The following is a 20,433-nucleotide window of genomic DNA, read 5'->3' as shown; positions in this document are numbered from 1 at the left end:
GCTCAGCCGCCGCACCGCAGCCGACGGCCCGGGGCAGGCAGGAGCCGTCGATGCCATGGTGGGGAATCCCAGCGCTGATGGCCATCGACATTGCAATTCCGTGGCGAACTCCGCGTCAAGAGGTGACGGTGGCCTGCGCGCGGGTTGGATCCCCCTCATGTGCCCTCCTTCTCATGCTGCTTGGCCAATGCGTCGAGGTCGATGACCACGTCCGCCATCGCCGTGAGCTCCGGCGTCTGAGACACGTAGAACTCGCGCTCGTAGCCTCCGAGCCTGAGCACCTCGCGCTTCATCTCCATGAACATGCGCTTGTGCTCGGGATCCAGCGGCCCATCGGCCTCGTCTGAGAACAGCGCGCCGAATCGGCGTCCGGTATTGCCTGCCAGGTACAGCGCGATCGCCCGCGTCAGGCACTCGTTGATCCAAACCCGTTCGCCGCCGCTGACGAGCTTCAGGCTCTTCGACTCACCGCGAAGGCCATCGTGCACGATGATGTCGAAGTCCTCCCGCAGCTCGCCCTTGGCCGTCGCCGTCTGCGTGCAAACCTCCAGCGTGAAACGGGGCCCGTAACATGCCAGCAGCAGATCGTTGGCCAGCGCCGCGAACGTCGGTCCGGCGTCGTCGATGTCCAGCGCAATCACCCCGTCGTTGCTGAGGCACTTGGCAAGCAGGGACCACTGGCTCAGCGCCTGCTCGATCCGAGCCGCCCGGTCGTCGCACTGTGCCTGCTCGCGCTGCGCAGTTTGCAGCTGCAAGCGAAGTGCCGCGAGTTGCTCCTGCCTTCGGATCGCGTCTTGATGGCGCCGCTCGGCCGACTGCACCGCGCCCGCGGCGCTCGCCGCGGTGTTGCGTGCGGTCGCCAGCGCACGGGTGTCGAACGGCGCCGGTAGCTCTGCCAGCGCGCGATTCGCTGCTTCCAGCCGTGTGTTCGCGTCCGCTTGGGAGGCGGTTGCCTCGCCATGCAGGCGCAGCCGCGCCTCTTCGATCTCCCGCCGCTCCGCGCGCTCCTCTTCGGTCTCTTGGACCGGCTCGGCACCCATGCCGCACAGCTCCTCGTCGACCGCGGCCAAGCTCGACCGGGCCTGTTCGAGTTCGCCCTCGCGGGCCGCAGCGAGTCGCAGCTTGGTCAGCGTTGCTTCCGCTCGCTCGAGCCGTAGCTCCGCCAGGTTGCGTTGGTCTGCAGCACCCGAGAGACGGCCCAGCGCGGACTCGGACTCGGCCTTGTGCGCCAGCGCGTCCCGTTTGCGATCCGCGAGCTGGCCGAGTTGCCCGTCGACGCTCGGCAGCAAGGCTTGCGCCTCGCGGGCATCGCCGAGCAGTTGGCATCGCCCCTGGAGGTCGGTACCGGCGCACGGCACGCTGAGCGCCAGGCCATACCGCCGCTGCAGGTCGGACTGCCGAAGAGCCAGTTGTCCCGCTTCGCGCTCGATACCCGCCACGTCTTGGCTGCACCGACGCACCTGTTCCTTGAGGCGCTCTGCGTTATCCACAACGGCTTGCGCCTGAACCAGGCGCGCCCGCCGCTGCTCGACGACACGAACGGCGAGATCCTGCCTGCGCACCGCGCGGTCGATCGCACCCGCAAGCTCCCTGGTTCGCACCAGGCCAGCCCGCCGCACCTCCAGCTGCCGCACCCGCTCACGGTGCTGGCGCTTGCGAGCATCAGCGCGCTGGCGCAGCAGCGCTTGCCGTTGGTCCAGCCGGGCGCCCTCCTCTTGGGTGCGCTTCGCAGTGGCTTGGACTTGGCCCCTTGCCTTCGCGCGCTCGGCATGGAGATCCGCCCGCCGTCGCTCCGTACCTTCCGCGCTGACTGCATTCGCCTCCAGCTGCGTGATTCGTGTCTGCGCGTCGACCAGTTCGGCGGCTGCGGCCGCCTTGTTTGCCTCCGCCTCTGCAACGACCGCGGACGGATCGCCCGATGCTTCGACCTGCCGATTCAACCGAACCACCGTGTCGGCCACCTGGCCCTGCTCGGTGCGGACCACCGTCAGCCCCGCCTTGAGCAGGCGCGTCGTCTCCGCTGCGCGGGCGCCCTGCTCGCGGATCTTTTCGAGGCCCAACAGATCGCCGAGCAGCGTTTTGATCTCGGAGTTCTTGAAGGCCGATAGCGGCCGCTTGCCCTGCGCGGAGAACACGGATGTGAAGAACGTGTCGGCCGGGCCCAGGATGGCCGCCACGGCCTGCTCATAGGTGTCCACCTTGCCGTCGACCACCGTCCCATCCGCGAGCTGCACGGGCCGCCATGAGTCCGCGGCCTCGATGAACAGAAACGCCTCGGTCTTGCGCCGTCCGTTCAGGCGGAAGACCAAGTGGGACTTGTACCGCGCACCCGCATGACGCCACACCAGGATCTTCTCGCTTTCGGGCAGATACAGGTGGTCGTAGTACGAGAACGCACCAAGCCCGTCAGCGCTGGCCCGCGACGGCATCACGAGGTACGGGTGCAGGTTGTCGATGATGGTCGACTTGCCCCGGCCGTTGGCCCCAGAGAGCGCGACCAGGGTTGCGTCCGTGCACAGTGCTTCCAGGTCCAGCATCAGCGAATCCCGGCCGAGACCGCTTCGGATGCCCTTGAACCCCGTCAGCGTGATGTGCAGTGGGACGTAACCCGTACGATCACGGTCGGCCGCGATGACTGTCGTCAGTTCCGCTTTCATGTCCTGATCCAATCTGAGAGGATGAGCACTTGCTCAATCAGTCAACTCTCCGTCACCATCGAGAGGAATCAAGTCATCGCCGCATCGCGGCTTCACCGAGCCACGGTCCGGCTGCGGGATCCGCTTGCTCCTTGCTCGCACGGTTGGTGGCGTTCGAACCGGCGCATCGGCCGGACAGCATTGTGCGGTGGGGCGGTCAATCAGGTGAAGCATTCCAGTGGCCCTGAACGGCCAGGAGCGGAAATTCGGTCCGATGCTGGAAAGCCGCTGCTCGAAACGCACAGGGTGACCAGCAAGTCAGAGGGCGGATGCCTAGAAGGTTTGGTTGTTTACGAATTCGGTTGCCTGGACGAATTCAATCAACTCCCCGAGTACGTCGACGCGAGGCTTCCCACCGGAGATCCGAAGTAGCAGTGCATAGGCTTCGGCACGGTGACACGTTCCGCGTCGGGGGTTAAAGATCGAGACGTAAGTCCAGCGATGATGCCCGGCTGCCGCATCTAGTGCGAGGTAGGTAATGAGCTGCCTCAGGTCCTTACCTGCGACCTTGCGGGTCGTCGTCTTGACTTCCACCAACGTTCCATCGATGCCCAAATCGCCCTCAGCCGCGTTCAGGAATCCGCAGCCTTGAAACCTCGGGCCGAAGTCGATGTGCGCGTTGGGATCGCAGGCACGGTAGAGCGACGCGTAGTTCCTCGCCAGTGCTTGACCTTCGCGGAGCTCGCTGGCCGATAGCGGTCGGACTACGTCAGGCTTCACGCCTTCGTACTTCTGCACTACCTCAAATGCCCTTCGGCTCGCCTCTTGGACAATCGCTGAGTCATCGAGCAGGCCGCCCGCAGCCATGCCCCTATCGTGCAACAAGCGGGCACCCCAGAATGCGAACTCCGCGACAATATCAGTTCTGGTGCCGGGCCCGATCGGCACGGCCTGGAGCGGGATTCCTGCCTCGTCGACGAGGGCCTGCTCATAGGCCTCGTTGAAAAGACCCACAAACCGCGGCGTGAGTAGCGGCACTAGCTCCTGCCAGAACGAGGCGAACGACTTCGCGAAGGCGCGTTCGGAAATCACACCGGTACGCTCCTGTTGGTCTGGAATCGAGTAGAAAACCAATCGCGGGTCAGTAGTTCCGCTTCGGACCAACTACTCTTGACGTGATCGCGCCAGTGTTTGCCTTCGTCACCTAGGAAGTAGGACGCGATGATGAACGCACGTCGCTCGAAGATCGACATTCCACCGTATTTCAACTTCGCATCAGACAGCCAGTAGTGGCACGACCACTTGGCCATCACCAAGATAACCATGCGGCGAATCATCGGATTGGCGCTATCTTCGAAGATCTTGATAAGGATCTCTTCTTTCTGCTGGATTTGGTCCCCCGCCAACGCGCGGATGAAGTAGGACAGGTTGACTTCAACCGACAGCAGCGGAGATCGCTCGGTCCATAGCTTGCAAAGAGCTTCATCGATTCGCGCCCGAGCGTCGGCGGCCGAACTCGCGTATACATCGCGCACGACACGCATAACCGCCACAAACACCGGTGCGAGTGTCATGACGTTGTCGCCATCGAGCAGCATGCCCACCGCCTGCTGCTGTTGCGCCGGATCGAGGACGAGGATTGCCTGAACGGCCTGCTTGGCCACGGCCGAGTCGATCGTTGTCTTGGCGATCTCGCGACCGAGGATGCCGATGATGTCGAGATCCTGGATGGCGCCCTTGAGTTCCTCGTAATCCTCTTCGGCCGTCGGCGAATAGGGATCAAATCGCAGCGAGATGCTCAGCAGCTTTTGCTCTTCGGACGCAAGCGCGTTCGCCGCCTCGGCAGGATCCAATAGCTGAGCCGTCTCCCGAAACTCTTGTGCTGAGAGGATCCGCGTTTTCTTCTTCTGAAGAACCAGGCCTTCATTCGCCAGCTTCTCGGACAGGAAGACCAGTGTGCGATAGGCCTCGGCCTTGTCGGAGCAGAAGATGGCGTAGTCATCGGCGTATCGGCAGAAGCGCACGCCGCGCCGAATCAGCAGCTTGTCAACGCCGTCGAGAGACAGTTCTGCCAGGATCCTCGAAGCGGGTCCACCCACCGGCAAGCCGTAGGACACGTTCTGCGAGAACTGTTTGAGCAGGTCCATGACTCGCTTCGGCTGATCTCCCACGCCAGGTAGGCGCTGAAGTGCGTTTTCTATGCGGTGGTGGTAGATGCGGGGATAGAAGTCAGAAATGTCTGTCTGGACGACCACCGGGTAGGTCTCACTGAGCGTCAGGCACTGCTTCCTGAAGTCAACCCAGGTGCTGTCCTTGAAAATCTTGGCGTCGGCGTTCTGCCAGTGAAAGCGATAGGAGAACACCGTGCTAGCGGCTTCCGAGACGCGGACTGATTCGATCTTGTCCGCGATCGAGAGCACCAGCGACAAGTAGTACGCGTTCCAGAAGGGATCGACCAGCGTCGCCCAACGAAACCCGGCGTAGCCGACCTGGGTCAGGCTGCGGATGGTTTCGGGTGGATAGGTCGAAAGCCAGTGATCGGGTTTTGAGTGAATGGCTTTGATCAGGCCGGCTGCATACGACAGTCGGTCGCGGAACAGCAGGTTCTCGAACGGGAACGGGAAGATGTCCGTATCGCCGTGCTCGGCCACATTGCGAAGTGCTGCGGTGATCGCGTCGTCGATGTGCATTCAATCTCTGCCAGAGCATGGGGCGCTGGCGCCATGATACTGGCGTCAACAAGGTGGCACCCAGGGTTGCCGGGATACGTGATCGCCCGAGTTCGACACCAAATCGCTGTTTTCAGCGATTTCCGGTCGCCGGCGTCAATAAAATCAATGACTTAGGCGTGCATTTCTGGGTTTTCTGTAGTGGCACGTTTACATATGTGCGCGTGTTGGCATCTATCGATGTCTTGGCTACACTTGCCTCATGTTCATCAAGCTCACCCGATCCGGCGAACGCACCTATGCGCAACTGGTCGAGTCCTTCCGCGATGAACACGGCAAGCCCCGCCAGCGCACGGTGGCCACCTTGGGTCGCATCGACGAGAACGGAGGCCAGGTCGACTCTCTGCTCAACGGCTTGCTTCGCGCCAAGGGGCGTCCTGTAGCAGAGGGTGCTGATCCTCAGGTGCGCTTCGAGTCGGCGCTCTCCCTGGGCGATGTCTGGGCGCTCGACGCGCTCTGGCATGAGCTCGGCTTGGACGGCTTGGGGTCTGTCTTCCGGCGTGCTCGGTTCACCACCGCGGTCGAGCACGCGATCCGCGTGATGGTCTTCAACCGGCTGTGTGACCTGGAGTCCAAGTTGGGCGTGCTTCGCTGGCTGCAGACCGTCAGCATGCCCGGCATCGACGTGGCCAAGCTGAACCATCAGCACCTGCTGCGCAGCATGGATGCGTTGATGGACCACCAGGAAGCCGTCGACAACTGCGTGGCCCGGTTGCTGCGCCCGCTCATCGACGAAGACCTCTCGGTGGTGTTCTATGACCTCACCACCATCCGCGCCGCGGGCCACAGCCAGCAAGATGGCGACGTGCGCCACTTCGGCATGTCCAAGGAAGGGATCATCGCGCGTCAGTTCATGCTGGGCGTCGTTCAGACCGCCGACGGCATGCCGATCTACCACGAGGTCTTCGACGGCAACACGGCCGAGGCGCCGACGCTGGAGCCCACGCTCAAGAAGGTGCTGTCGCGCTACCCGCATATCCGTCGCCTGGTCGTGGTGGCTGATCGTGGTTTGCTCTCGCTCGACAATATCGAGGCGTTGGCCAAGTTGCACGTCGCCGGCGATCGAGCGCTGGAGTTCATCCTGGCAGTGCCCGGGCGGCGCTACGGCGAGTTCGTCGATCTCCTGGAGCCTATGAGCGAGCGTGCCGCCCAGGCCAGCGAAGAGATCGTCGAGGAGGCGCAGTGGCAAGGCCATCGTCTGATGGTGGCGCACAACCCGCTGCGCGCGGCCGAGCAGACCCAGGAACGCCTCGCACGCATCCATACCTTGCAGCAACGTGCCGACCAGTTGGCTGGCAAGCTCGATGCCCAGGACGAGGGCAAAGCCCAGCGTGGCCGCAAGCTCTCAGATTCCGGCGCCAAGGCCCGCTTCTTCCACGAGGTCAGCGACGCCCATCTGGCGCGCATCATCAAGGTTGACCTGAAGTCCGATCTGTTCACCTATGCGATCGATGAGACCGCACTCGCGCGAGCGCAACTCATGGACGGCAAGCTGATGCTGGTCACCAACGTCAAAGACATGACCCCGGCCGAGGTGGTCAAACGCTACAAGTCGCTGGCTGACATCGAGCGCGGCTTCCGGGTGCTGAAGTCCGAGATCGAGATCGCCCCGGTCTTCCATCGCCTGCCCGAACGCATCAAGGCCCACGCCAGCATCTGCTTCATGGCGCTGATCCTGTACCGCGTCATGCGCCAGCGTCTCAAGCTCGCCGGCAGCGACCTGTCCCCGGAATCCGCCCTGGCCGACCTGCGCCGCATCCAACGGCACACCGTCAGCATCAACAACACAGCGCCCATCCACGGCGTCTCCACCGTCCACCCACGCCAAGCCCAAGTCTTGGCCGCACTCCACATCAAGAAACCCGCCCACGACGCCCAAATGAGCCTGCTGTAGTGGCAATTTCAAGTCGCCACTTCAAGCAAATCAACCACTTGCGTCGGTTGGTGTCGAACTCGGGTGATCGAGCCGCGTTGCGCAACGGTCGGTGCGAACTTGGACTCAATGATGCCTGAACGTCTGCTCGGCGCCTTCCGGCGGCCTCCTCTGGGTCGAATTGGCCGTTGGTTTCGGCCAGCTGCGGCCATTGGCAGCGGTGGGACGAACCCCTGCGTACTCCTTGCTGCCCTTCATCGTCTCCGCGACAGCAGCAGCCAACCCGAACTGTGCCCTTCCCTGACTTAATTAGCCGCGACACACGGGTGGCGCTGCTGCAGAATCAATGACTCGCCAACAAGGATGACTGATGAAGGCCGTCGATCTCAATCACAACGCATTTTCCGAACACCATCTCAAGGCATATGAGAAACGAGCCCCAGATTTCTCAGGTCGCTTCATCAGATGGTTTTTGGAGCACATCTATCGACTGGAGGAGATAGACGCTGATGATGCTTGCGTGGATGCAAAGCATGACAAGGGCGTGGATGCCATCTATGTCGACGATGTTTCTGAAGTCGTTTTCATCGTCCAAGCGAAAACGAAGACCAAGGACGGCGCTGAGTTTGGCGATACCGATTTGAAAGAGTTCTTCGGGACTCTTCAGCAGTTCGATAGCAAGGAGAAGATCGCCGAAGTTCTCGCGGAGACAAAGAACGAAAAGCTGAAGCAGACGATTCTAAGAACCGGACTGGCAGCAAAAGTCGATGCGTACGACGTACGTGGCATCTTCATTAGCAATGCCCGAGCAAACGATGACGCAAAGGCAATTCTGACCAAGTTATCGAACATCGAGCTTTATGACGCAGACGCAATCGCAAGAGATTACGTCGATCTCAATGTCGATGGCGGTATCAAGGACGTCTATTACTTCGATGTCTCGGACACAGATGTCATCGAATACGACGCTGGCGGTGCAGCTGCCAGGATCTTTCTGGCGCCGGCCCTGAACCTCCTAAAGATGGATGGGATCATCGATGGTCGACTCTTCGAGCAAAACGTACGATTTGCCCTAGGCAACACTAAAGTCAACAAGGGGCTGAGGGCAAGCATCAAGGATAAGGGTGAGCATAAGAATTTTCCGCTGTACCACAATGGTATCAACGTTCTTTGCAGGAAGATCACCTCCGAAACGGAGGAGCGAATTGAGGTTGAGGACTATGTTGTGGTCAACGGTGCTCAAAGCCTCACATCGTTGATGGCGGAGAAATCGAAAATCACCGAGGACCTAAAGATTCTTGTAAAGCTCATCGAAACAAAGGGCAACACGCCTCTTTCCCAGGCGATCACGACCAACAGCAACAACCAGAATGCAATCAAGGCGCGGGATCTGAAGTCCAACCACAAGATTCAGCAGCGCCTGCAGGCTGAGGTTGCCGCGGTCAGCGAGGACTCTGTCGCCTATGAGATCAAGCAAGGCGAGGCCAACAAGGGTAAATCCGTACTGAGCAACGAGTCTGCAGGACTGATCCTGCTTGCAATGGATTTGGCGCAGCCGTGGAGCTGTCATCAGAAGTACAAAGTAATGGATGAACTCCACTCTCAAATATTCGGCAGGCCTGATGTGACGGGCGCCCGAATCTTTGGATATTGGGAAATTTTCAAGACTATTGAGTCGGCGCTTGAGGCGATCGACAACAAGCAATTTGCATATTACAACTTGACGAAGTACTTCTTGGCTTATGCAGTCGTCAGCCTTCTTCGAACTGATTCGGTAGGTGTGGCGATGCTTCAGAACATGGAGAAGATCATCGCGTCGAAAAAAATGAATGAACTTCTAGAGATCATCGAGAGCTTGGCAAAGTCGCTTGCGCTCGACCTAAACGCCGAGGTTGTTGGCGATGAAGGGGAAGCGTTCGACTACAAGAACGAACTAAAGAGTCCAACATGGTGCAAGAAGTTGTCGGCGAAGTTGGTCGCACAGTACTCCAAGGATGTGATGCGCAAGAAGGCCGATCCGATTGATGTGCTGTGTGCTGAACTAGCTTCGGCAAAGTGACATTTGTTCGACAGGCCGAAGTTCGCTCTGGGCGGGTCCGGCGGCTGCCTCAATGGCCAACGAGCGCCACCGCGCCTTAGCGATCGCTTGAGAAGCAACGCGAGCGACCGCAAAGGGTCGTCAATGGCCGCCGAAGCTGCCATCCCGGCCGACAGCAGTGCGGTTCTCAGCAGCCCTTCGGAAACGCGGGCGGCTCCTGTGTAGCAGCGCTCGCTTGCCCTGAAGCTGCGACCGGCAGCAGGTCGGGTGCGGCTTGCCCACGGTGCTGGCAGTGCTGGGTCCACGACCTGTATCGGTCGGAAATCAGGCGCGCAACCGGGCAGTGCCGCCCCGTGTGCCTCCGTCTCAGGTCAGAAGAGTTCCAGCGCCGCGGTCGCGCCGCCGCGCTCGGATGCAGGCGGCAGTTGCTGGTCGAGGTCCATGCAAACGCGTTGCTCGATCGCAGACAAAGGTGCCCGCATCGCCAAGACGTTCGCGGCGATGAAGCTTGGGTCGTGGCAATCCAATTCCGTGATGCAGTCAAGCAGTGGTTCCGCCTTCACCCCGGCCACCTTGCACCAGGCGCGAACCTTGTCCGCCAGGCTCGCGCTCTTGGAGATTCCCGCTGCCCGGCTGCGCACGATCGGCACCACGCGACCTTCGAGCTGGATGTCAGCCGCCCCATTCAGCGCCCGCCGGATCGCCTCGCGGTCCACTTGGTGCCTGTCCTCATCCGCGACGGTCCAGCGCACGCGCACGTGGGCACCCGCGATGGCCTGCGCCTCGACCGCGACCGTGATCTGCGCCAGGTCAGGCACTCCCTCGAAGACGAGGTCCAGCGTCCGGCGTGCCGGCGTGGCCACCAACTCGCACCGGGCGAGGGACGCGCCGACATCCCACAACAGGAACCCCTTGTCGCCGATCTCGCCGTGGTGGAAGCGCCCGATGGAGCCGGCATACGCCACGAGCCGCCCGCCATCCTCCCAGCTCTGGTGGCGGTGGATGTGACCTAGCAGGAACGCTTGCGCGCCAGCGCTGAATAGCGACCCAGTGGTGAACTCGTGATCGAAGCCGGCCATCGGCACGCCGTGCTCTGTGACGCAGCCGTTCACCGTGCCGTGCGACACCGCGATCGTCGGGATCAGCGACTGCCGCGCAGCGCCGTTGACGGGCGCGTAGCCCGCCAGCAGCGCCGTGAGTTCCTCGCCGTGGGCGATCGCCGCGTCCGCCGCGCCCACCGCGGCCGCGACGTTGGCCTTGTTCACGGTGGGCACGCAGGTGAAAAGCGCGCGGACTGCGGGGACCGTATCGAATCGCCAGCCCTCGCTTTCGGCCCAACTGCCGTCGTCGAGCAGGGCAAGCTGGCAGATGCGCTGGACCACCTTGATGGGCCACCGACCGCGCAGCATGCCGAAGGTGGCCAGCGTGCCGGGTGGCTCGTGCGAGAACGTACCCTGCAGCATCAGCACCGGGCAGTGGTCGGCCAGCCTGGCGACTTGGCGCTCCAGCCGCTCAACGGCCGGGTTATGCATTTCCAGCGCGTGGTCCGTCGCGTCGCCTGACAGCACCGCGACGTCGATGCCGCGGCGGATCGCCTCGTTGACCGCGAAGCCGAAGCAGCGGTCGGCCTCCTCGAGGTTCTTGGCGCTGTAGTGAAGGTCGGAGAAGTGACCGATTCGAATCATGGTTCGTCCTTTCGTGATGGGATGCTCGGGATGCCGCCGGCTGAGTAAGGATCCCGCCGGTGACGTTGCTCTCAACGGCTCAGCTGAACACTTCGAGCTCGGCCTTCACCTTCTCCTGGAAGCCGCCCGCGTCGTCCGCGAACGCGGTCACCTCGTCGAGCGCACGCTTGCGCCCGCCCGTGGCCAGCTTCCAGCCCTTGCCCCAGCGCTTCTCGGCGTACTGCTCGAAGCGATCCGCGGGGACTCCCAGGGCCACGGCGGCGTCGAGGATCCACGCGACATCGGCTTGCGCTACCACCTTGGCGCCCGCGACGGACTGCTTGGCGGCCGCGGGCGCCTCAGTTGGGCTCGCAGTACACCTCGCGTGTGGCTCACTGGCCTGCCGCGCGTCCGAGGCCGCGCGTGCCGCCCGCGGGGCCGTCGCCGCCTCGGGCATCGCAGACCTGCTTCCTGCATCCGAGCCCTTGCTCGCCGGCTCGTCCATGTCGATCACGCCGTCCTCGCTGACCTTGGGATCCGATGTCGGTCGCCCCTCGAGCAGCGCCGTCGCCTCTGCAGCCCGCTGCTCTAGCGCCTCCAGGCCGTCGTCGGGGCGCAGCAGCGCAGTGACGTCCGCCGGCGCCTCCAGCTCGATCAGCCACTGCGAGACGCGCGTCGGCCTGCCGTCGTCGCCGATGCGGGAAACCTCGACCAGCCGCTTGGTGATGAAAAACGGCGTGCGCTTGCCGTCGAGGAAGCCGGAGATCCGCCCGCCGCGCATGAAGCCGATGGCCTGGAACTTCTCGATCGCGGACTGCATCGCGTAGAAGCTGTTGGTCGGCAGATCGAACGCATCCAGCGTCCTGATGCCCGGGATGAAGAAAATGAAGCGTCCCGAGAGGTTGCACTTCTTCGACTGGTACTCGGGGCACGCCTCGGGCTCGCACAGGCCGTTGTTCTCCGGCCGCGGCATGGACTTGCGTCCACCGAAGATGCGGATCGTGCGCTGGCCGTTGCTCACCGGGATGGGCTGGTGGGTCATGCAGTAGCGCGTCTGGCCGTCCTCCGAGTATTCGGACCAGAACCTACGCTCGCTGGCGGTCCAGGTGACCAGTTCATGCGGCATCACGTTCTGCCACGCGTCGGCCGGGAAGATCACGGGAAAGCGGTAGAGGCACCGCACGCCGTCGCCGCGGTCCTCCGCGTACAGGTCCATGATCTGGCGCGCGATCTCGGGATTGGGGAAGTCCTCGCCACGCACCGTGAAGTACGGGACGTTCTTCGGCGTGAGTGGATTGCTCAATCCGTCGCACTTCGCGACGATGTCGCGCTCGATCGTCTCGAAGCCGCGGCCTTGCGCCACGCCTTCGTCGTAGATCCGCTTGGCCTCCGCGACCTCGATGGCCTTGCGCGTCAGGACCTTGATGCCGGCGCGGATGCGGCCGCCGATCGGGATGCGGGGTGCGGTCCGCCCCAGCAACGTCGGTGTGATCAGGGCACCGCCGCCCGGCCCCGTCGCGAGCGCGCGCCCGTTCGTGCCATTCGCGTCCTTCCAAATCGTGGTCGCAACCATCTAGAGGCTCCTTCGTGCCGTTGCCGGTGTGGAGCACTCATGATTTCACTGGCGTCGCCCGCATCAACCCTGCGTCTCGGCTTCGCGCTGGCGCACCCAACGCGCTCTCTAACCGCCGCGCGCCAGCTGTTGCGACCGGCCTACTGCCCACTTGCGTGAGGCCTTGGCGGGCAGCGCAATGGTCAATGAGGCTGGATCGCACAGCAACTGCGGTGCCCTCTAGCCGGTCGGCAACCTAACGGACAGCGGTCAGTGGGCGAGCGAGGTCGAATGTTGTCCGAACCCAAGCGGTCTTTCGACTCGCGTGTATTGGCGCCACAAAGCTGTTCGACCCGAGTACTTGACTAAACCGACGCCGGTCAGTCCGCGAAGGGCGCAGTAGGCGCACAATTCGACACATTGGCGAGCCCACAGGTTCATCAACGGCGCCTTTGGCGCGCGTGTCGCGCCTTCGGGCTCGGCAAGACGCACCCGCTCTTTCACAACTTAGCCTGTTGCAGGGAGTGACGCTTTGCTGCGTCATGGGCCCCTGCGCGCGCGGTGTCTCCCTCGACCGTCCCCTTCGGTTGGACCGGCTGACAGGCAGTGCGAAATTCCGCCCTTCCTTCACCCTCCGAACCCGGCACAGCCCGAAAGGAAGATTCCCATGAAACGAAAACAGAGATCAGCTTCGAAGCCAAAGAGAATGTCCTCGAAGCGCAAGAAGCGCTCTCACAGTCAGAGGCCTGTACGGACGCAAGCACGCCGTACTGGCCACGTTAAAAGCGCGCGCCACCCCATGCTGAAAGATGGTGGCGAAGTTGCAATCAACCTCTACATCTCGAACTCGGAGATCCATTTCTCACCTGCGCGCCCCATCGGCGAGCGTGCAATGAGGCCCACCGAGCGACGACCGCCCTGGACAGAAGTCCTACTAGCGATCGTCGATGCGATCAAGCACGTCACGAATGTTGCCATCCACGCCATGACGTGGCACCTGGCAATCAAGGTTGTCGGTGCGATTCTCTTGTCCGTCCTGCTGCTGGTGATCTGTTGAGATCTCCGGCGGGACGAAGGCGAAATCCAAAGCTGTCCCACCTGGGTTCTCGCATCCAATCCCCACTTGAGCAGTAAGAGCTAGCGGAGAGGCTTTGACCCTCTGAATTCCGAACAACAAGCGCAACGTGCGCCGAGATCCATCGCCTCCTTTGAGGTGGCTCTCCCTGGGCCACCTCATTTTTTTTTGCCGAAGTCACCACGACAGTTCCCGTTATCTGGGGCGCGTTGAACGATGGATCAAGATCCAGATCTGAGGGCAGCAGACCCACGAGGAAGAACCGGAACGCAGGAGAGCGGCCCTTCGTTGCCGACTGCTCTAGGCCGGCAAGAGTAGGCTGTCCAACGCGCTCGAGCGGCAGGTGATGATCACATAGCCGTCGCCCGCGTTTTGACGGGCTGCTCAGAGCCGCAATGCTGTCGGTCGGGATGGTAGCTTCGGCGGTCGTTGACGACCCACAAGCGACATCCACTGTACTGATCCAGCGGCCGCAAAGCCGCCAGTCGGACCCAAATGCCGCCCCTGAAATTCACCTTCAAGCCGCGGCCGCGGCCCATCCGCATGAAGTGCGAGGGACCAAGCTTGCGAGCGCAACGGTCAGCGCCGGGACTGGTCGCAGTATCCCTTTCGGCAGTCTGCGAGGCGCTCCTCGAGCGCCCTCGCCAACGGCGTACCGCATTGCAGCAAGGTGTCCACGATCGAGGTGAGTTCCGCGCTGTCAAGTACCGCCGGCGAGACAGGCGCAGCAAGTAACGCCTTATCGATCCAATCGCACAGGCGCCGCCCGATCCCTTGGTCGCTCCAGAACTCGGCATTCGCGCCCTGCACCCGCCACCACGCCGCCACCGCACGGGCCATGAACATCAGCCGCTCCGCGTGCGGCTCCACCTCCAGCAGTCCGAGGAACGCCATGCCGACGAACGCGGACCCGGCTGCCTGCTCGGCCAATGGCGTGAGCATTGGCAGGAGAAAATCAACACGCGCCGCTCCAGGGGGAAGCACATAGCAGCGGGACCCTCGCCCCATCTCATGCCGTCCCATGAACATCGCGGCGACCGCTCCGGCAACGTGAATGCCGATTCCAGAGGAGCGCTCGGACGCCAAGCGGCGCCATGCCCTGGTCGCCACGAGTCGCTTCGCCAGCGCCTCGCGGATCGACACGGCCGTGCTGTCGGACACCACGCCGCCGTTCAGCCACAGTCGATCCAGCTCATGCAGCACGGCGTCGGCGGCATTGAGGAATCGCTCTTCCGGCAATTGAGCGAGGGGCTGGAGCACGTACTCCTCAATGCCCGCGTCCCCGGCTGCGAGCGCGGCTGCGAGCGCGGCCACGAAATAGGCATCGTTCCATTCGAACGCGATTTCGCCGGGCTCCTCATCGAGCCCACAATCCACGCCATTCGCGCCGGCGGTCCAGTGCCAGCAATGCCCCACCAGCGCCCCCAGCAATTCGGAGCGAGCCGCGCGCCACAGTTCGACCGCAAGCGACAACCATTGGGCCGCTGTCGCCGCATCTAGCCCGAACTCGCGGGGCGGCACGGGTCGGCGTTTCGGCCTCTGCCGCGGCTTGCCCAGTGAGATGGCGTGTCGCTCCTTGGGCGGGTTCGGGTCGGGAAGCGCAGGCCAGCCCGGCTCCCGACCTTCGCCGGCGAGCCAGCGCAGTTCTTCTTCCACCGCGCCCTGCAGCCTCGCATTCTCGGCCTTCTTGCGCGCCTCCTCTAGCGCTTGCTTTCGTGCTCGATAGTCGTCAATGCTGCCGGAGTCATCGTCGTCGCGTTGCGGCACGGCATAGATGGCGGATGCCAAGCCGAGGCGAACCAACGACAGTTCGAGCTCGGGGCGCAATGAATGCCTTGCAGCTAGTTCTGCGCGCAGCACCGATGCCATGCCGGTATCCCGCCTAGCGGCCAGCTGAAGCAGGCTCCGCAAATCGGCATGTGCTCGATCGTCGCGGTATGCCGCCAGGAACCCGACCGCCGCGATCGCGGCTGAGTTGCACGGCAACTGCTGCGCGAACCCTCTGTCGTCTGATTCGCGCATCACGGCTTGGGTTAGTTGTGCCCGTGCCCACTCGCCATGTGCCGCTTTCACCTCCGGGGAGCCATCGCGCATCACCAGCGCGGCGACGGTGAACCGGGTGCGCTCGATCCAGCCCTGCTCGTCCTTATCCGCACCCTGCGACACTGACGCGTCGCCTGTCGCCCAACGCAAGCCCTGCTCGAGAAGTTGCGCCGGACAGCACGGTTCGGTGAGGGCTTGCATGAGTTGCCCGCGAATCGCAACTTCCGCGCCACCGCGCTGCGCCTTCTCCCGGAACTCGGCGACGAGCCGCGCTTCGTCGGCGGGGGGCACATACTCGATGATTGGTTGGCCACCCTCGTCCGCGCCCGCGGGCACATAGTTCGCTGCATCGAGCCGATTCAACGCGCTCATCGCGGCAAATCTCGGATCGGCCATGCCGCGGCTCTCAGCATCCGGCGCTCCGATTCGTGCCGCTTCGCCCCGCAGCGCCTGTCGCATTGCTTCGCGCATATCTGCGGGTCCGTGCAACCCGAATTCGAAGAGCACGGCATCGAGCGCCGTGCGGCGCGAAAGTCGACGCCGCAGATTATCCAGCCTGACCGCCCCGGCCGGCTCGGGGTGCACCCAGGCGGTGAAGATGCCGTTGCCGTTCACCTTGTCGTTGGCAATCCGCTGACGATCCAGCGCCAGCAACTCGGCCGATGCCGCGAACGGCCACAGGCACTCTCGCGACTTGGGCCAGTGCGACAGCATCACGTCGACCGCAACAAGCAGGTAGGCCGCGGGGTATCCTTCAGGGCCCAGCACGTCATCGATCACATCCTGCACGGGCTCCCCGCGCTCGATGCGCAGATGCGCCCACGCTTCCAAGGCCATCAGAGCCGACGCGACGATGTGGCTGTCCTGGGCGCGAGACCACGTGTAGGACTGGCGCCAGGGGAACGAGCGCGGCCCGCTGTGAAGCAGAACCTCGATGCGGCTGTCGCCTGGCTCGCGGCCGCGAGAGCGCCGTCGCACGGCATGCGCGACAATGCCGTGCACCAGCCGCAGCCCCTGCTCCTTGTTCGCCTGCAGCAGATCGAGGAACGGCGCGCGCGCCGGCGACGCGGGGAAGTACTCCAGGTCCCATGCCACGAAGGCATCTCGCATCCGCGAGCGCCGATCGTCTTCTTCAGAGTCCCCTTCGGGCAGTGCCTGCAGGAACAGGTCTGCCACAGCCTGCGGCGCCGCATAGGGCGCGGTGCCAACGAACGACAACAGCTGGCGGAACAGAACGTGCCGATGCGGATGGGCAGCCACCCCGCGCAGGTACGCCTCTGCGTCGGCCGGGCGGAGCTTGCACCACAGGAGAAAGACCGTTCGCAGCTCACTCTCCTGCGCTGTCGTCATCGACAACCCGGGCGCTTCCTTGGCGGCCATCCACGCTTGGAAGCCCGACGCCTTCGGGTGGTTCTTCGCCTCGACCTCGACCAGCCAGGCATGCAGGCGCGCTACCAGCAGAGGTGACAACGCGTCCTGCCCCGCAAACGCGCTGCACCAGCGGCCGTAGAGATCGACGAACTGCGGCACGGCGCCGTCATGCAGGCGGTCCCCGATGGCAAGCGACCAGGCAATCAGGTTGAACCATGCCGGTCCGCGCGGCGCGACGAAGTCATCGGTGAGCTTGCTCGTGTCGGCACCGAGCGCCGCCCAGAGCGGCGCAGCTGGCTGGGAGTCGACGGTGATGGCCGCACGGACGAGGTCCGAAAGCAGTTCTGCGTCGTCGGCGGCCAGGGTCGGCAAGCAACGATAAAGCGCTTCTTGCGCGCGCTCCGAACGAGCGAGGGCGAGCAGCACAGCGCGACGCCACGAGCCGTGTGCGCCGGGCAGGCTCACTCGATCAAGCAGTGCTCGCCATGCCGCCGCATCGTTGCCGGACTCCGCGTGCAACCGCGCAGCCAGCTCCACACCGCGCACCAGGCGCATCGGCGCCGGGCTCTCCAGCGCGAACGCAGCGAAATGCCCGGGCTCTTCATAGAGGAGGCATCCGATCGCCCAATCACGCAGCACGTCGTGCGTGGGCTCGACGCGGACCGAACTGACCGCTCGCAGCGAACCGCTCTCGGTCAGTGCAGCGATCGCCTCCGCCGACAAGGCGCTGCTGTCCATCGGCGCCGACGAGGCCAGCAGCGAATGCACGGCCAATGCCCGAAGCACGCGACGCCGATCCAGGCGACCTGTGGCGTCAACAGCGTCGCCCGAGGTCCACCACTGCAGGGCCATCTGCGCTTCGCTGAACGGCGCGGCGCCCTCGGCTGCCGCGCTGCGCACGAGCCGATTCAGGCGGTAGAGGTTGCGCGCCAGTTTCTCGGCGGGATGTCCGGGCCGCAGGAGCGCGGCTAGCGCAGGGTCGGCGTTCGCAAGCCAACTCACCTCGTCATCGCTGAGCTCATCGATGACCAACGGTGGCGCTTCGCCGAGTTCCTGCAGCGCCAGTGTCGGCAGCCACGCGCGCGCGTCGGCGTCGAAGTCCAGCCGCGCCGTCACCACCACCCGGAACCCGCGCACCTGCGCTGCCGCACAGATCAGGTCCGAGACGGTGGCTCGCTGGCCGGGATCATCGAAGCGGTCGAGGCCGTCGATGAACAGCGTTGCCCCACCGTCGCCCGCCAGATCGGTCAGAAGTTCACGGGCGTTCGCGTCGCAACCGAGCTGCGCTTGCAGCACCGCCCACCCTCCTCCCGGAATGCGATGCGGTGCGACGACGACGACGCGGGCCTCAACGCCGAGATGCTGTGCGAGATCTTTCAGGACTCCCGACTTGCCGACGCCGCCGGCACCACGAATCTCGAGGTACCTGCCCTGCTCGAACGAAGACAGTGCTGCGGCCACGCGGTTTCCACGGTCGAGCGGCACGCCGTGGACGCGCGTGCCGATGGTGGCCAGCGTGTTCTCCGCAGCCTCCGCGAGCCGGTCGCGTGCGACATGCAAGCGCCGGTCGCCGGTGAGCCGGTAGCGGAGCCCGCCAACAATTCGCTCACGCAGCGCCGTGGCGTCCAGGTCCCCGCCGACGGCATCGACCTCCAAGGCGATCTGCTGCAACGAGTCCCAGAGCTGGCCCGCGCGGCCCACTTCCTGTGGAGCGAGCAGCGCGGCACAGCGCTCACGTGCATACAGCGCGCACATCGAACCAGGCTGCTCGAAGTCGAACGCGAGGACCTGGAAGCGTCGCAGCAGCCGCCACACGGCCGCGTCGTCGTGCAGCGCGCCAGCCGTGCGCATGTGACCTCGGAAAGCTTCGACAAAGTCACGCATGCCCTGATGGGCGGTGCCGGCTTGGTTCAGACGCCGGAAGAAGTCCTCAGGATTCTGGTACTGGCGCGCCCACGTCAGCACGTCCTGGACGTGCTGCTCGATCTTGGTGGACGTGCGCGCGATCGCCACCGCGAGTTCGTATCGCGTCGTCTCGAACTCGGGCTTGGCCGCCGCGCGGCAGGCCAGCGCGGCCACGTCAACGAACACGCTGTCGCCCGCGGTGAAAGCGATCGTTCGCTTCGCCTGCAATTCGAGGGTGGCCGGCGCGCCTTGGCTGTCGTGCCCGGTGACGATGAGGTCGTCCATCGGGTGGCCAAGGCCGGCACGCTGGAACGCAACGCGCGTGATTACGACGCCCGGCAGTCCACGGGCTTCACCGCCCGATAGCAGCGGCAGCAGATACTGTGCACCGACGTGCCCCTCCAGCCGGGGGCCGGCCGGCCCCGCGGCGGCCGGGCTGGCGATCGCGGGCGCCTCATCGACGCGGCGCGGTTTGCGCTCGCGCTTGGTCGCGGCGCTTGCCCGCCCGACCACGCTCTTTCTGTTGCGCGTCGGCTTGGCCTTGGTCTGTTCCTTGCCCTTGCTCGTCATCGCGAGGGGCCCGGCGGCGTGGAGGCGTCCGACCTGCGCGAGTGCGCCTCGCGGTGACGCTCAATCCCTCCGCGCAGGCAGGTGGTCACCAGGCCGAGCAGCCAAGCCGTCCGCTTCGAGCTGGGCTCGAAGCCGAGATCGAACGAACCATCCGGCTGCGCGACGAAGTAGTCATCGAGGCTGCGCAGCGATGCGTGGGCGCCGGCGATGCCCAATCCTCGATAGGCGGTCTCGTAGTCGAGGGCGAGATCGGCAGCGCCAGCGGCTTCGAAGGCCGTGAGCCCAGTACCGGACGGATACGCCTCCGCGGCGATCGCCTGCAACTCGGCAAGTCGGTCCGGCGGCACGCGCGACGCTGCGCCGGCGGCGATCATCGTTCGCGCCTGCTTGATGCGCTCCACGTCGTGGCCGGCCTGAAGCTTTGCCATAAGCGCCGGCCTCCGCCACAGCGCACAGGCAAAGAAGAGGCACTCGAAAGCCGTGCGCAGGACCGGGAACGGCGCGCTCGGCAGGCCGCGCTCGATGAGCAGCACCGCGCCCTGGCAGCCTTCGAGGCAGCGCAGCCAGTAGCCGAGGCCAAGCAGGTACTCCTGGATGGACGCACCGCTGACCGCCTGCAACTCGGCCATAGCCTGCTCGGTCAGTGCCTCGACCTGAGCGAACTCGGCCGAGTACCGCTTGCGTAGTGCCCGCCGCTCGTGCTCGACGTCGGTCGACAGGAACCCGAGCGCCGCGAAGGTGTTCATGATCTTGCGCCGCAGGCGCGGCGGCCGGGACGGTTGATCGGGATCGGCACGGCACTCTCCTTTCCCCTTGCTCTCAAGGATTTGCACCATTATCGTTCCATGCGACCTGCCGACGTCTTTCTTGGCCTGTTGCTCAGGAGTAATCAACAGGCATGGAACCGGCGGCGAAAGCGCCAAAGAGGCATGCAGGGGCACGGCACTCGGCCCCTGGCGAAAGTCCGTCGACTCGGT

At 64.1% G+C, this 20,433-nt stretch carries 10 protein-coding genes; 3 read left to right on the top strand and 7 right to left on the bottom strand.

Features of this window, described 5'->3' with window-relative positions:
* Window positions 1–155 precede the first annotated feature (155 nt).
* From ASC87_RS00160 to ASC87_RS00150, 3 genes are all read right to left on the bottom strand, one after another.
* A complete protein-coding gene (locus ASC87_RS00160) occupies window positions 156–2,657 on the bottom strand; it encodes a hypothetical protein (protein ID WP_056654844.1) in 2,502 nt (833 codons plus the stop codon).
* A 312-nt stretch (window positions 2,658–2,969) separates the two neighbouring features.
* Window positions 2,970–3,728 carry a hypothetical protein gene (locus ASC87_RS00155; protein WP_056654842.1) on the bottom strand — a complete coding sequence of 253 codons (759 nt, stop codon included), beginning with the start codon at window positions 3,726–3,728 and terminating at the stop codon, window positions 2,970–2,972.
* The gene (locus ASC87_RS00150) at window positions 3,725–5,326 is read right to left on the bottom strand and encodes an RNA-directed DNA polymerase (RefSeq protein ID WP_200954269.1); all 1,602 of its coding nucleotides are present in this window, start codon (window positions 5,324–5,326) and stop codon (window positions 3,725–3,727) included. Before ASC87_RS00150 ends, ASC87_RS00155 begins: the two co-directional genes overlap by 4 nt.
* A gap of 241 nt (window positions 5,327–5,567) precedes the next feature.
* Here ASC87_RS00150 and ASC87_RS00145 point away from each other — a divergent pair, with 241 nt between their 5' ends.
* Window positions 5,568–7,259, top strand: a complete 1,692-nt coding sequence (locus ASC87_RS00145) for an IS1634 family transposase (protein ID WP_056654841.1) — start codon at window positions 5,568–5,570, stop codon at window positions 7,257–7,259.
* A 349-nt stretch (window positions 7,260–7,608) separates the two neighbouring features.
* Window positions 7,609–9,297, top strand: coding sequence for an AIPR family protein (locus ASC87_RS00140; protein WP_056654838.1), 1,689 nt, complete (start codon window positions 7,609–7,611; stop codon window positions 9,295–9,297).
* A gap of 350 nt (window positions 9,298–9,647) precedes the next feature.
* Here ASC87_RS00140 and ASC87_RS00135 read toward each other — a convergent pair whose 3' ends face one another.
* Both ASC87_RS00135 and ASC87_RS00130 read right to left on the bottom strand, forming a co-directional pair.
* Window positions 9,648–10,961, bottom strand: coding sequence for a metallophosphoesterase family protein (locus ASC87_RS00135; RefSeq protein WP_157603753.1), 1,314 nt, complete (start codon window positions 10,959–10,961; stop codon window positions 9,648–9,650).
* Between the two features lie 79 nt (window positions 10,962–11,040).
* Window positions 11,041–12,513 carry a hypothetical protein gene (locus ASC87_RS00130; protein WP_056654836.1) on the bottom strand — a complete coding sequence of 491 codons (1,473 nt, stop codon included), beginning with the start codon at window positions 12,511–12,513 and terminating at the stop codon, window positions 11,041–11,043.
* 778 nt (window positions 12,514–13,291) lie between these two features.
* Here ASC87_RS00130 and ASC87_RS00125 point away from each other — a divergent pair.
* Complete coding sequence (locus ASC87_RS00125) at window positions 13,292–13,549, top strand: hypothetical protein (protein ID WP_056654834.1); 258 nt, start codon at window positions 13,292–13,294, stop codon at window positions 13,547–13,549.
* A gap of 597 nt (window positions 13,550–14,146) precedes the next feature.
* Here the strand turns inward: ASC87_RS00125 and ASC87_RS00120 are convergent.
* Complete coding sequence (locus ASC87_RS00120; RefSeq protein ID WP_056654832.1) at window positions 14,147–19,456, bottom strand: hypothetical protein; 5,310 nt, start codon at window positions 19,454–19,456, stop codon at window positions 14,147–14,149.
* Entirely contained in the window at window positions 19,453–20,292 is an 840-nt protein-coding gene (locus tag ASC87_RS00115; protein WP_056654831.1) for a DUF5677 domain-containing protein, read from the bottom strand. Before ASC87_RS00115 ends, ASC87_RS00120 begins: the two co-directional genes overlap by 4 nt.
* Window positions 20,293–20,433 lie beyond the last annotated feature (141 nt).

It is taken from the genome of Rhizobacter sp. Root1221 (assembly GCF_001425785.1).
Lineage (GTDB): Bacteria > Pseudomonadota > Gammaproteobacteria > Burkholderiales > Burkholderiaceae_C > Rhizobacter.
Note: the sequence above shows the minus strand (reverse complement) of the source record. Positions and strands in the feature narration are given on the sequence as shown.